Source organism: Wolbachia endosymbiont (group A) of Ancistrocerus nigricornis, assembly GCF_947250785.1.
Taxonomy (GTDB): Bacteria; Pseudomonadota; Alphaproteobacteria; order Rickettsiales; family Anaplasmataceae; genus Wolbachia; species Wolbachia pipientis.
On sequence record NZ_OX366348.1, the window covers coordinates 200,084 to 212,914 of the forward strand.

Annotated in this window: 13 protein-coding genes and 1 pseudogene; 4 read left to right on the forward strand and 10 right to left on the reverse strand. The window is 35.1% G+C overall.

Going from position 1 to position 12,831, the window contains the following annotated elements:
• Positions 1-10: 10 nt before the first annotated feature.
• The 5 genes from OOK90_RS01010 to OOK90_RS01030 form a co-directional block, all read right to left on the reverse strand.
• Complete coding sequence (locus OOK90_RS01010) at positions 11-382, reverse strand: holo-[acyl-carrier-protein] synthase (protein WP_010082456.1); 372 nt, start codon at positions 380-382, stop codon at positions 11-13.
• Positions 379-1,647: a proline--tRNA ligase gene (gene proS, locus OOK90_RS01015; protein ID WP_022626352.1), complete on the reverse strand. Its 1,269-nt coding sequence runs from the start codon at positions 1,645-1,647 to the stop codon at positions 379-381. Before proS ends, OOK90_RS01010 begins: the two co-directional genes overlap by 4 nt.
• A 102-nt stretch (positions 1,648-1,749) precedes the next feature.
• Positions 1,750-2,097 carry a hypothetical protein gene (locus tag OOK90_RS01020; protein ID WP_010962849.1) on the reverse strand — a complete coding sequence of 116 codons (348 nt, stop codon included), beginning with the start codon at positions 2,095-2,097 and terminating at the stop codon, positions 1,750-1,752.
• Complete coding sequence (locus OOK90_RS01025) at positions 2,094-2,747, reverse strand: hypothetical protein (protein ID WP_264705976.1); 654 nt, start codon at positions 2,745-2,747, stop codon at positions 2,094-2,096. Before OOK90_RS01025 ends, OOK90_RS01020 begins: the two co-directional genes overlap by 4 nt.
• Positions 2,748-3,159: 412 nt before the next feature.
• Positions 3,160-3,324: a hypothetical protein gene (locus tag OOK90_RS01030; protein ID WP_162829040.1), complete on the reverse strand. Its 165-nt coding sequence runs from the start codon at positions 3,322-3,324 to the stop codon at positions 3,160-3,162.
• 181 nt (positions 3,325-3,505) lie between these two features.
• Here OOK90_RS01030 and OOK90_RS01035 point away from each other — a divergent pair.
• The 3 genes and pseudogenes from OOK90_RS01035 (at position 3,506) to OOK90_RS01045 (ending at position 6,476) form a co-directional block, all read left to right on the forward strand.
• Positions 3,506-4,761, forward strand: a pseudogene (locus OOK90_RS01035) (IS4 family transposase).
• Between the two features lie 424 nt (positions 4,762-5,185).
• Positions 5,186-5,713: a c-type cytochrome gene (locus OOK90_RS01040; protein WP_010082469.1), complete on the forward strand. Its 528-nt coding sequence runs from the start codon at positions 5,186-5,188 to the stop codon at positions 5,711-5,713.
• A gap of 1 nt (position 5,714) precedes the next feature.
• Positions 5,715-6,476 (forward strand): alpha/beta hydrolase, encoded by a 762-nt coding sequence (locus OOK90_RS01045; RefSeq protein WP_012673268.1) that lies wholly within the window; start codon positions 5,715-5,717, stop codon positions 6,474-6,476.
• Positions 6,477-6,651: 175 nt separating this feature from the next.
• Here the strand turns inward: OOK90_RS01045 and trpS are convergent, their stop codons facing one another.
• From trpS to OOK90_RS01070, 5 genes are all read right to left on the reverse strand, one after another.
• On the reverse strand, positions 6,652-7,650 hold the full coding sequence (gene trpS, locus OOK90_RS01050; protein ID WP_264705977.1) for a tryptophan--tRNA ligase: 999 nt from the start codon (positions 7,648-7,650) through the stop codon (positions 6,652-6,654).
• Positions 7,651-7,667: 17 nt separating this feature from the next.
• A complete protein-coding gene (locus OOK90_RS01055) occupies positions 7,668-8,237 on the reverse strand; it encodes a nucleotide exchange factor GrpE (RefSeq protein ID WP_264705979.1) in 570 nt (189 codons plus the stop codon).
• Positions 8,238-8,298: 61 nt separating this feature from the next.
• Positions 8,299-9,285, reverse strand: a complete 987-nt coding sequence (locus tag OOK90_RS01060; RefSeq protein ID WP_010962840.1) for a polyprenyl synthetase family protein — start codon at positions 9,283-9,285, stop codon at positions 8,299-8,301.
• 10 nt (positions 9,286-9,295) lie between these two features.
• Entirely contained in the window at positions 9,296-9,616 is a 321-nt protein-coding gene (gene rpsP / locus OOK90_RS01065) for a 30S ribosomal protein S16 (RefSeq protein ID WP_006279266.1), read from the reverse strand.
• 401 nt (positions 9,617-10,017) lie between these two features.
• The gene (locus OOK90_RS01070; RefSeq protein ID WP_095742751.1) at positions 10,018-11,826 is read right to left on the reverse strand and encodes a peptidylprolyl isomerase; all 1,809 of its coding nucleotides are present in this window, start codon (positions 11,824-11,826) and stop codon (positions 10,018-10,020) included.
• A gap of 331 nt (positions 11,827-12,157) precedes the next feature.
• Between OOK90_RS01070 and OOK90_RS01075 the strand changes: the two genes are divergently transcribed.
• The gene (locus OOK90_RS01075; protein ID WP_010082495.1) at positions 12,158-12,760 is read left to right on the forward strand and encodes a cell cycle transcriptional regulator TrcR; all 603 of its coding nucleotides are present in this window, start codon (positions 12,158-12,160) and stop codon (positions 12,758-12,760) included.
• The last annotated feature ends 71 nt before the right edge of the window (positions 12,761-12,831 follow it).

Consider the following 12,831-nt stretch of genomic DNA (forward strand, 5'->3'; position numbering starts at 1 on the left):
AGAGTAAACTTTATCTGTGTGAGCTATAGACGCAAATTACAACAAATGCAGTAGCGTAATCTCCATCGTCACTTAAAGAAAGATGAATTTTGGAGATAAAATCCTTGCTAACGGTAAGATATGGCTTGCCTCTTACATCATTGTATATTTCTATATCTTTCATTGTAATACCCTGACCACTACCTCGTGCTTTAACAAAAGCTTCTTTTGCTGCAAAGCGTTTAGCAAAATACCTTGCTCGCATTTCTTGACTATTATACTTTCTACTTAGCTCTATTTCCTTTTCAGTGTAGATTCTATTGAGAAATTTTTCCCCGTATTTTTGTAATATTCTCAATATTCTTGGTATATATACTATGTCAGTGCCGATACCGTGTATCATTTTGCGCTAAAGTGATTTATTGCTTCCTCAATCTGCATTTCCTTTACCTCTCCAGTTGCTCTATTTTTTACTTCAACTATATTTTCACTTACTGCTTTCTTTCCGACAATTATTTGCCACGGCAAGCCTATCAGATCCATTCTAGAAAATTTTACTCCTACACTTCCTTCCGTATCATCGTAAAGCACTTCATCGCTCTTCAAAGCTTTGTATATTTTATCTGCAGCCTCCGTTACTTTCGTTTGTAAATTGATTAAACCAATTCTGAAAGGAGCTACCTCCTCCGGCCAGATAATTCCCTTATCATCATGAAAAGCTTCTATTATCGCACCAACAAGTCTTGAAACCCCAATGCCATACGAACCCATATGTATATTGACATTTTTTCCATCTTGAGAAGTAACACTTGCCTTCATAGGCTTTGAATATTTGTCGCCAAAATAAAAAATATGCCCTATTTCAATACCTTTACTAACATTTAACTGCTCTTGTGATATAGGGCAAGTCTCAGGATCATGCATATCATCTGCAACTGCGTATATACTCTTTAAACTTTCAATATCTTCACTCTCTAGTAGTTCAGAAAATTTATTGTCATAATATAAAGTGCTCTCACCAGTGTTTGCCAATATATGAAACTCGTGGCTCAAATTTCCTCCAATTGGCCCCGTATCAGCTCGAACTCCAATTGGAGTAAATCCCATGCGTTTGAAGATTTTTATGTAAGTTTTGTACATCAAATTATATGAATTCAGTGCACCTTCGTAATCTACATCAAAACTGTATGCATCCTTCATCAAAAATTCCCTGCCCCTCATAACACCATAACGTGGTCTTACCTCATCACGGAATTTCCATTGAATTTGGTATAAACAAAGTGGCAAATCTTTGTAACTTTTTACCACATCTCTAATTAAATCAGTTGCTATCTCCTCATGCGTTGGACCAAAAAGCATATCTTCCTCATGCCTATCCTTTATGCGTAGCATTTCCTTACCGTAATCATCGTAACGCCCTGATTCTCGCCAAAGACTTGCTGGTTGCACACAAGGCATTAATGCTTCAATAGCACCGGATTTGTTCATTTCATCTCTGATAATATCTTCAATATTCTTAAGCACTAAGAGACCAAGTGGTAACCACGTATAGATGCCAGATGCTATCTGCTTTATTAAACCTGCACGCAAAGAATATTGATGGGAGATAATTTTAGCATGGGCAGGCTTTTCCTTTAGAGTTGGCAGGTAATATTTGGATAAGCGCATATAATAGATCTGATTGTATTAAGTAATCTTAATACAATCAGACCTGTAGGTAAACTTATTTTGAAAAGGAAGGGAAGTGCATGGCTGACCATTTCATAGTTATCATAGTCCTTGTACAACATTTTCCTTTTGGCATCGCAACGCTTTTCCACCAAACTGTGCTATGCGATCCTCAACAGAAAGAGGAGGTGAATCTTGCACCTCATTATCCACTGAGTCAACATTATTTACTTGTGGTGAATCAACACACGAACTTGGCGGTACCGGTGACTCCTCTTCACTATCTGAGAATTGCATGACTGCTGCTCTCTCCTTAAGTCTCTTTGTCCAATCTGAATCATTATCATCCGACTTCTTTCTCTCTGCTTGCTCCCTATCTATTCTTGCAGCAAACTCTTCTGGTGTTTCTTTTTTGTCAGTGCCCCCACTACTTTCTAATTTTGCTTTCAATTCATTTGTAAAATTTTGTTGCTGCCCACTCTTTTTAACGTAGTACCTCCTCTTATCTGTTCAAACAGAGTAGAATGATTATTATTCTCAGGTTCACCAGCCTTCTTCGGTGCATCATTCTTAGGTTGCTCCGTACGCTTGGAAGCTGTAAAAAAATGCGGAGGCGGAGGTGGTAGTGCAGCATCTTGTGGCAATGGAGGAGGTGGCGGCGGTGGTACACTGACACTTGGATTTGGTTGTGTTCCAAACGTTACTGGAGGTGATTGAGGAGTAGGTACATTTGATTTATTCTCCAGATTAGTACAATTTTTACACACAAATTTTTGTGGTTCTTGAGATGGAGTATGGCCGAATTTCTGTCCATTAAGACCTACTTCTTTCTTATTATCATCTCTAGAAATAGCCAGTTTAACAAGATATGTCACTGAAATAAGTGCAACAGCCGTAGAAACAGCAAAAATTGCTAAAGGAACTGCTGCAATAGGACCAGAACCAGAAACTGCTATAATAACATAAGGAAGATATTGACCAGATATGAAACTAAATATAGATAATAATGAAACAGCAATTAAAGGTTTCCATATAGTCTGCTTAGTTTTAGTAAGCTCCTGACTATCTTTTAGCAATGAAGAATTATTGGATATCATCATTTCTTTGCCTCACTTGTTAACGATAATTTAATAATAACCCAATTAATAATTTCTGTCAATAATTAATTATGAAAAACAAAGTTGCAATTTGAATAGATAAGCTATAAGTAATATACGACCAGCAATAGCCATACAATAGACTTCTTGTATAACCCACACTAAGTAGAAAAAAGGTGTCATCCAAGTAGCTGACACTGCTCTCCTTTGTCATTCCAGTGCTTGACACTGGAATGACACCGAAGGGGCTACTGCCGTCTTGGATGGAAACCAGTGTCAGAACTAGTTAACCATGGGGCTTCTTTTGCCTTTTTTTCCATTTGGTAAATTTCTTAAATATTTATGGCTAACATGAAGCTAAGTACGAACTTTGTTAAACATAACAAATGGTGCCATTCCAGTGCTCCTTTTTTTGTCATCCCAGTGCTTGACACTGGGATCCAGTTTTCCATATAATCTCATCGAAAATGTTGTAACCACTTTCTGTGCTAGTTTGCTTGCTTACAAGCAAACTTTCCTGGATCCCAGTGTCTGGGCACTGGGATGACATCATAGGGACACTGGGATTACACCCTGACAATCGTCATCCAGCTACTTGTTAGCGGCTAAGAGATACCGCGAATGAATCGCGGTATGACGGTTCGTGGCGGCATGACGATAACCTCGTCTCACTGCCATTAAGTTAAGGAAAAAAGATAGATTTTATGGGATAATGATTTATACCAATAAGTTTAAAGGTAGTATGAGTAAAAAAGGCAGTAATAAAATTTATTCAAAATGAATTGGCAAGTCTAGAATTTATAGAATCCCATAAATCATCTTCAAAAGATTTTATGAGAAAGAGGAAGTTATCTTTTATTGACATATTTATCTTAATTTTAAGAAAAAGTGTAAAGTCGCTGCAAGTAATACTAAACGAATTTATTTTATATAGGAAAAAAGACTATACCGTTACTGCTAGTGCTTTTAGTCAAGCAAGAAAAAAAATGAAACACAGTGCATTTTCAGAAATTAACGAAGGTGTGGTTTCCTTGTACTACCAAGACCAAAAATTTAAAACTTGTTTTGGCTTTAGAGTGTTAGCTCTTGATGCCTCCAAAATCATTTTACCAACAAGCGTTGAAATAAAAAATGAATTTGGCTCAAGAAAAATACGTAACCAAAAACCAAAAGATTTAGGTGATTATGCAAGTGCAACCTTTGCGGTTTGTTAAGATGTGCTAAATAATGTTGCCATAAGGTCAGTGTTAGATAGAGGTAACACTCATGAAATTAACTTAGCAGATGAAATGCTTAAAGTTGTAAATACTAATGACTTACTGATTTGTATATTTATCTTATAAATTTCTTTCTAGCCTTACAAAAAGAAAAATTGCTTATGTCATTCGATGTCCCAGATCATCTTTTAATGAAGTGAATGCTATGTTTGAAGAAAAAAGCCCATCTAGTGTTGAGGTTACCATATGTGCTCAGCGTAAGATAAAACAAGAAAATAGTGGAATAACGCTTCAAAGTGGTACTGCCATCTGGTGAAATTGAAGTGTTAGCTACATCATTAATGGATGAACAAAAGTTTCAAACTGGAGGATTTAAGGAGTTATATTTTTTACGCTGGGGAGTTGAGACATTTTTTGCAAAACTCAAAGGAAGACTAAGTCTAGAAAATTTTACAGGAAAAAGTGTTGAGTCTGTTAAACAGGATTTTTGGTCAGCTATCTTTATTAGCAACCTAGAAAGTGTTATGACAGAAGATGTAGAAGAAGCGTTGAATATGGACTTAACCGATGATAAGCTTAAGAGGAGCATTAACAAATCTGTCTCATTTAACGCGATCAAAAACTTGGCTTTCGACATTTTTGCTACGGAATCAGATACTGACTGCATTATGGATCAATTATCAAAGCTATTTTTGATGAACACTTTGGCGGTAAGAAAGGGAAGGAAAGTTGATCGTCATAAGGTACCTTATCTTCGTTCGTTCAATTACCAAAAAAGGGTTAGAAAACACATATTTTGACTAGAGGTAGTATTCATATCTTCTGATAATAACTGGGTAGCTTATTGCCATAGCTCCTGTAAAATGACTTCTAAACAAACTATTTCTTAAGTAATTTACACTTCAGAGTTTATCTGCTTTAAAGTTTACTCTATTCTGTTTCAGTATTTGTCATAAATCCTTAATTATTTCTGACTTTTTAGTTCAGTTTTTAACCATTCTTTCCTTAACTTAATGGCAGTGAACCTCGTCATCCCGCTACTTGTTAGCGGCTGAGATACCGCGAATGAATCGCGGTATGACGGTTCTCGGCGGTATGGACGTAGGAAAACCTTTCTTGGGTCAGCTATAGAGACTCTCATCTTTAGCGAGCTTCAAGGTAATTGGTTGCTATTTGCGAAAATATTCGCATAATTTAAGTAACATTACTTAATAAAAATTAACTATGGAGCTTAATAAGATTGCAGCATCGATTTTACTTTCTGGGCTAATCATTATGATAGTTAGTAATGTAGTTGATATGCTTTACAGTCCAGAAGAATATAAGATTGAACACCAAACGATAGTAGCTGCTGGCAGCAATGAGTTCCAGCAAAAAATCGAGCAAGTGGCGCTTGATATTGGAGCGCTCATGCAGAATGCTAGCTTTGAGAAAGGTAAATCAGCAGCAAAAAAATGTATAGCCTGCCATAGTTTTGAGAAAGGTGGAATGAATAAAGTAGGACCAAACTTATGGAACATAGTTGGAAATAAAAAGGCCCATCTTGGTAACTCATTCAATTACTCAAAAGCAGTGCTTGAAAGAGGTGGAAAATGGGGGTATGAGGAGCTATTTGCCTTTTTAAAGAACCCAAAAGCCTATATAAAAGGTACACGTATGGCATTTGCAGGTATTTCCAATCCACAAGAAATTGCAGATCTAGTTAGTTATTTGCATCAATTGAGTGATAGCCCGGTTGCTTTGCCAAAGTAGTATGGATTATTGTAAATTGTTTGATGGAAATAATGGTCACATAGCATATCGAAAGCTACAAGGAAAGAAAGCTTCTGTAGTTTTTTTCGGTGGATTTGCATCCAATATGGATGGAACTAAAGCAACTGCTATTTACAAATTTTGCCAAGAAAATGACGTAGCACTTGTGCTATTTGATTATTTTGGTCACGGTCATTCAAGTGGTAATTTTATTGATTACACGATAAGTGATTGGCAAAAAAATTGTGCTAAAGTAATGAGTGAATTAACTAGCGATAAACAAATAATTATAGGTTCAAGTATGGGAGGATGGCTGATGTTGCTCACTGCCCTTCAATTTCCAGAAAAAATTGCAGCACTAATTGGTATATCGTCTGCTCCCGATTTTACTGAAGATTTGATATTCAAGCAATTGTCAGGCAAGCAAAAAGAAGAACTAGATTCTAAAGGTGTAATAGATTTTACTTCAGAGCATTGTACATACAAAATAACTAAAAATTTGATCGAAGATGGCAGAAAGAACCTTCTTTTAAACAAAAAGACAATAGATATAAACTGTCCTGTGCGCTTGCTGCATAGCATTAATGATAAAGATGTTCCTTATCAAACTTCATTGAATTTAGCTGAAAAAATTAAGTCAACCGATGTTGAAGTACACTTAATAAAATCAGCAGAGCACAATATGTCTGACAATCATTCACTGGAAGTTTTATTTAAGACCATTAGAGAATTTTGTAACCAGACTGCATTCTGTGATTTTTAGCAAAACACGATTTTTCATTTGAGCTTTCTTCAACTTAAAATAAATACAGAAAATTGCTGCCTATAGCTAAACTGACTTAGATTTACCGACAATTTGAAAAACCGTCATCCCGCTACGTGTTAGCGGCTGAGATACCGCGGCGGTATGACGGTTCGCACCATCACACTTTGGAACCTTACAGATATTGAGCAAATCCAATAATATCCTTGATTTCTTTTATATTATGGGTTGCAATTTCTGCTGCTTTCTTTGTGCCTTTTTTTAATATTTCATGTAAATGGAATTGGTCTTTTAAAAGATCATTCATTTTCTCACGTATGGGTGATATAACACTGATAATTAAATCAGCTAACTCTTTTTTGAAGTGCTTCATGTCATGTTTGTTCACTTCTTCACATACTTTTTCTGCATTTACATTACTAAGCACTGAATAAATGTTTATCAAATTGCTTATTTCTGGTCGGCACTTTAAAGTAGCAAAGCCTAGAATTGAATCTGTTTTTGCTTTTTCTATTTTTTTGACAATTAAGTCATCCGTATCATCAAGGTTAATGCACGAATGTTCTGAAGGATCAGATTTACTCATCTTGCTTGTGCCATCCCTTAAGCTCATTATCCTTGATGTGCAATCCAAAGTTAAGATTTCAGGTACGACGAAATAATCCAGCTTATAATGATTGTTAAAAGCTGATGCAATATCACGTGCAAGCTCCAAATGCTGTTTTTGATCATCACCAACAGGAACGTATTTAGTTTGATACAACAATATATCTGCAGCCATAAGTACTGGATAACTATATAATCCAAGAGAGGCTTTTTGTTTATCTCTGCCAGCTTTATCTTTAAATTGAGTCATGCGATTAAGCCAACCAATTGGTGTATAGCATCCAAGCAGCCAGCCCAGTTCTTCATGACCACTAACTGTGGACTGACTAAAAATAATGGACTTTTCTGTATCTATTCCGCATGCAATATAAGCTGCTGCTGTTTTGAAAATATTACTTTTTAATTCACTTGCGGGAAGCTTATTTGCTGTGATTGCGTGTAGGTCGACAATACAAAAAAGAGATTTGTATTTATCCTGTAAGTCTATCCACTGTTTGATTGCACCAAGATAATTACCTAAATGTAGTACGCCACTTGGCTGGATACCTGAAAAGACAATACTTGTCATTATACATTTACCTCATGCTAATCGCTTCCAAAATCAGCAGATTTCTTAGAAAGAATAACCATTGCAGGACGGAGCAACCTATTTTTGATAGTATAACCAGTTTGTAGTACTTCTACAATGGTGCCAGGCTTTTTTTCATTGTCTTCTCTTTCCACAACAGCTTGGTGTAAATTACTATCAAAAAGCTCACCAAGTGGATCTACTTCCTCTATTCCATGTTTTTTTAGATCATTTATAATTTTTTGATAAGCTACTTTAATCCCCTCATGAACAGGATCACCGTCTTTCAAAATTTCCATTACTCTTTTTAAATTGTCGCACGAGTCGATCATATCACGTGCAAGTTTTGTGACTGCGTAGTCACTTGCATCGCTAATTTGCTTTTGCATTATACGTTTGACGTTTTCATTATCTGCAACAGCACGGCGTAAATGATCTTCAAGCTGAACTGCACGTTCTTTTAATGTATTGAGATCTTCATTTAAATCATCAGTTTGCTTATGGTTATCACTTTGTTGGTCGTCACCTTTCTGCCTACTTACCATATCAGCAAACTTCTTCTTTTTCTCCTTACTGCTATCTGACATATCATTACCCTTAAGAATCTAATAAATATATAACAATTAATCTGAAAATATCAAGCGCCAGCTACATTCGTCTTTCTATGCTCGCATTTAAAAAGTTAATTAAAGTAGTTTTATAAAAAGAATCAGAAAAAGTACTAATATCATTTTGTGCCATATTAATGTAGTGTCTAGCTTTTTCCATAGAAAGCTGAATGGCATTATGGTGATTAATATAGTGTAATGCTTGGTCAAAATTGTGTCTAGCTGAAGAAAAGCATTTTTCCCAGAATTTTTGCTCTGCTGGACTGCCCTTTTCGTATGCTATAATAGCAGGTAAGGTGACTTTACCTTCGAAAAAGTCTTTTCCGACTTGCTTTCCAGAAGTGCCTTGATTAGCAGTATAATCGAGCATATCATCAACTATTTGAAATGCCATACCAAAATTAAAACCAAAATTCTTTAGCCTCTCTGTTTCGTCATTTGTTGCACCAGATACTGTTGATGCAGCTTCACAGCATGCAGAAAATAAAGATGCTGTCTTTTCTCCAATGATATCAAAATAATTTTCCCTGACTGTGTGGGGGTCAAAGCGTGCTGTCATCTGCTTTATTTCACCCTTCACAAGTAAATGCGATGCTTTAGATAAAATAGAGAGAATATTTAAATTTCCACACTCTATAAGCCATCTAAATGCTAGAGTCAACAATAGATCACCAACTAAAATGCTTGATTTATTTCCCCAAATCTTATTCGCTGTTTTAACTCCATGGCGTGCCTCACTTTCATCGAGCACATCATCATGAAGTAAAGTAGCATTGTGTATAAACTCTACCGATGCAGCAACGTTGATCCTATTCTCCCCAGAATAGTTTAGCATTTTACATATAATAAAAACTAGTTTAGGCCTTATTTTTTTTCCACCTGACCTAACAAGATGAGATATAATATCAGTAGCAAGCTTAGCATCTTCATCATTGACATTTTTGAAGACAAAGTCATTCATAGCTGACAAATCAGAAGATACAATATCGTCTAATTTATCGCTGTTTGTTAAATCAGTATTTAGCATTTTAAGAGACTTATGCCTCTTGCCCTTGTGCTTTCTCGTTCTCTACTTTCTTCTTTTCTGTTTTCTTTGGTTCTGTTTCTAAAGTTACTATGCCTTTTTTGATAAACCACAGTACTCTTTCAGTTGCCTGCGCGCCTACACTTAGCCAATGTTTTAATCTATCAGCTTTCACCACAACACGATTTTTATTGTCTTTTGGTAACATTGGATCATATTGTCCTATTTTCTCAATAAAACGCCCATCTCTTGGTGCTCGTGAATCAGCTACAACTATCCTATAAAAAGGGCGTTTCTTTGCGCCAAACCTCGCCAACCTTATTTTAACTGCCATGTTAACCTTTATTCATATATTAGCCACAATTTTATACAATGAGCCGTTTTAAGTCAAATGAATTATACAGCTTTTGCACCTTATAATATAATTACCAATAATGTAGGGCAGTGCCGGGCGCACAGCTATACGAACATTCATTTTTGAAGGTAAATTGCACAGCAAATGGTGTCATTCCAGTGCTTGACACTGGAATCCAGCCTTTTTTTAATCATTAAAACGTTGTATTTTAACATAAAACGGCTACTTTTATGCTTACCAACTTAATAAAATTCCTGGATCCCAGTGTCTGGGCACTGGGATGACATCCTTTCTAGTGAAGATTGCTCTCAAATCGCAATGTTCGTACAGTTGTGTGTCTGGGCACTGGATGCGTTTGAAGCAGCTTATAAGATTTTTGATTATATATCATCAAGTATAGCGTGATTAACTTCGACTTTATACTTTGATTCCAGATAGCTAATTAATTGCTCTTTTAGCGATATCATCACACGTTTTCCGGTGTCAAGCGTGTTTAATTTGCCATTTGATGAATGCATTTCTTTTAGAACACCTATTATAATTTCATTATTGTATTGAATAGGATCTGTCACTGAACCAGTTGTTTTCATATTGAAAATCTCTTCTACAAAAGAAAAGGGGTAGTTTTGTTGATCCACTTTATTGCGGTGCATCTGCTGACCTTTAACTAATTCCACACCTTGAATTTCTTCCAAATCTGTTTTTTCTCTTAGTTGAACTGCAACCTCTTGCCCGAATTTAAACATTCTTTCTTTTATAAACTCACTACGCCAAAGCTCTACCGCTAATGCCTTGCCTTCTTCAAAACTTTGCAATTTGGGTGGAAAGATATCGACGATTTTTACACTAACAACGGCGTCCCCAACGCCCTTAAAATAACCTTTCTGATCCTTTTCTCGCGAAAAAATGAAAGAAATCAAATCACCAGAATCTCCTACGTTATTACCGCTTTGATCTTTTCCACTCGCATCTACTGGACCAATAGTTTGTATAGGTAAATTATATTCACTCAATATTTCTTCAATTTCTGAACCATTGTATATCTTATAGTTCACTTGGTTTATGAAATCATTGACTCTTTCAAAAGACTTTTGGTTAGTTAGAACTGACTTTATGTCTTTTTTTAAATCAACTAAGTCTTCATCAGAGATTTGATGCGCACTTTCCACTTTTACTATGTGCCAACCAAAACTGCTTGCTAAAACTTCACTTACTTCACCTACTTTAAGAGCAAATACCTTCTCTCTCACGTCTTCTGGTAAAAAATCCTTAGTTATATTATTTACTCTAGTTTCCTCAAGTTTTGCTTTGCCAAACTCTTCTACTATCTGTTCAAAGCTTGTTTTACCCTCCTCAAATGCTCTTCTTGCTGTCTCAGCTTCTTCTTTGGTAGAAAATATTGCATTGAATATATCTCTTTGATTTTTAAGTTCTTGTTGTTCTATTATACCATCAACTTCTTCATCTGAGATCTTGATTTGATCTTCAAAATACTTTTGGCCTAGGGAAATATATTGCGCAGTTCGATACTCAGGATAATAAAAATGGGATTTATTTCTTTCGTACAAATCAAGTAAGGCTTGATCATCTGGTTCAGGAATGTTTGTAACTGCATCTTCAGTTATTTTAACAATATCAACTACTCTAGTTTGGTAGCGACTTTTGTATATCTGCTCATCAATTTTCTCGCCAAAAGTTACTGGATAATTATCTTTAAATAATGAAGTCATGAACATCATTGCAGGCAGGACTTTCTCTAGCTTTGCTATATACTCTTTCTCTGTCATATGCAGGTCATTTAGCGTTTCATAGAATTTATTTTTGTCAAATTCACCTTTATCATTTTGAAAGTATTTGGTGTTTTTAATATGGTTTTTTATAGATTCTTCTCCAACTGTCAACCCCAGCTCACTAGTTAGGTTAAACAATAGTTTTTGCTCTATAAGTGCGTTAAGCAAATCATATTTCAGCTTTTTTACTTGTTCTCTACTCGCATCAGATCCAGAAATTTGTTTTCCATAATTTTGATATAGCGACTTATACTCATCTGACGTTATAACTTCTTTTCCAACCCTAGCTACCTCTTCTTTTTCATCATCACCTGATAAAAGGTTGCCAATTCCCATGAAGATTAACAAGCAAGCTAAAAGGACAACGGTTACTTTAGTGAAAAAATTTTTAACATTCATTTTAAACCCAGTTAATTAATGATTAATTATAGAATAGTGATAATTTAATGCTTGTAAACCTGTTGCTTTATTAGCTAATATATATAATATTACAATATATTAACTTAAAATTTAACTCTCTAATCTTAAATAGGAACATATGTTTAACTGAGTTATACTATACCTTAGGAAGGGGAAATATTTTGTTTGAAATATGCTTAAAGGTAAGCGCATTTAATTAACTTAAGAGGTGGGAAGTGACAAACAAAAAGTTATTGAATGACAAAATTAATGCTTTTTTAGTTTTAATAGTTTATATTTTAGCTCTGTATAACAGTAAGGGATACTTTAAATGGGAGATGCTTTTTTGATGTCAATGGAATCTTCTAAGGGCAATAACGATAGAAATAAACAGTTTCTAGTGCAAATAGCTGCTTGGTTAGTAGACAACACTGGTTTAACTTTTAATCAAATAGCACAATGTTGCAGATTGGCCCTTGAAGAAGTACAAGACATAGCTGATGAGGAAATAGAAGTAGAAAAATATAACCCTATTATTTCTGGAATAATTACTGAAAAAGAAATCGATGATTGCAAAAAAAATCCAAATCGTGTACCAAATTTGATTATAAAAAATATAAAAAAAAGGAGTAAAGCGATTGGTAGCATTCTTGGCTTTGCCTCTACGGCAAGACGTAGAGATAAACCTGATGCGATTTATTATTTAGTAAAAAAATTTCCTATCTTGGACAATAACGTTATAGCTAAATTAATTAGTACAACAAATTACACAGTTGAGCAGGTAAGAGATGGATCTCATCATAACATGCAAAATATAAAACCCCAAGATCCTGTACTACTCGGCTTATGTAGTCAAGAAAATTTAGAAGCAGAAGTGGAAAAAGCAAAAGTAGAAGAGGAGAAGCAAGAAAGGTTAAAAAAATATAAAGAATAGCTATTGAAAATCCTCAAATTTTTGTGTTTTGTTAACATTAAATTAACTTGACTTGCTAGTGTTTATTAGTA

Bases quoted from the DNA above. Each gene is read 5' to 3' on its own strand.
- OOK90_RS01070 (WP_095742751.1), bottom strand. From the start codon at position 11,826: ATGAATGTTAAAAATTTTTTCACTAAAGTAACCGTTGTCCTTTTAGCT.
- OOK90_RS01010 (WP_010082456.1), bottom strand. From the start codon at position 382: ATGATACACGGTATCGGCACTGACATAGTATATATACCAAGAATATTG.
- OOK90_RS01060 (WP_010962840.1), bottom strand. From the start codon at position 9,285: ATGCTAAATACTGATTTAACAAACAGCGATAAATTAGACGATATTGTA.
- OOK90_RS01055 (WP_264705979.1), bottom strand. From the start codon at position 8,237: ATGTCAGATAGCAGTAAGGAGAAAAAGAAGAAGTTTGCTGATATGGTA.
- OOK90_RS01025 (WP_264705976.1), bottom strand. From the start codon at position 2,747: ATGATGATATCCAATAATTCTTCATTGCTAAAAGATAGTCAGGAGCTT.
- proS (WP_022626352.1), bottom strand. From the start codon at position 1,647: ATGCGCTTATCCAAATATTACCTGCCAACTCTAAAGGAAAAGCCTGCC.
- OOK90_RS01045 (WP_012673268.1), top strand. From the start codon at position 5,715: ATGGATTATTGTAAATTGTTTGATGGAAATAATGGTCACATAGCATAT.
- rpsP (WP_006279266.1), bottom strand. From the start codon at position 9,616: ATGGCAGTTAAAATAAGGTTGGCGAGGTTTGGCGCAAAGAAACGCCCT.
- OOK90_RS01075 (WP_010082495.1), top strand. From the start codon at position 12,158: ATGGGAGATGCTTTTTTGATGTCAATGGAATCTTCTAAGGGCAATAAC.
- OOK90_RS01040 (WP_010082469.1), top strand. From the start codon at position 5,186: ATGGAGCTTAATAAGATTGCAGCATCGATTTTACTTTCTGGGCTAATC.
- trpS (WP_264705977.1), bottom strand. From the start codon at position 7,650: ATGACAAGTATTGTCTTTTCAGGTATCCAGCCAAGTGGCGTACTACAT.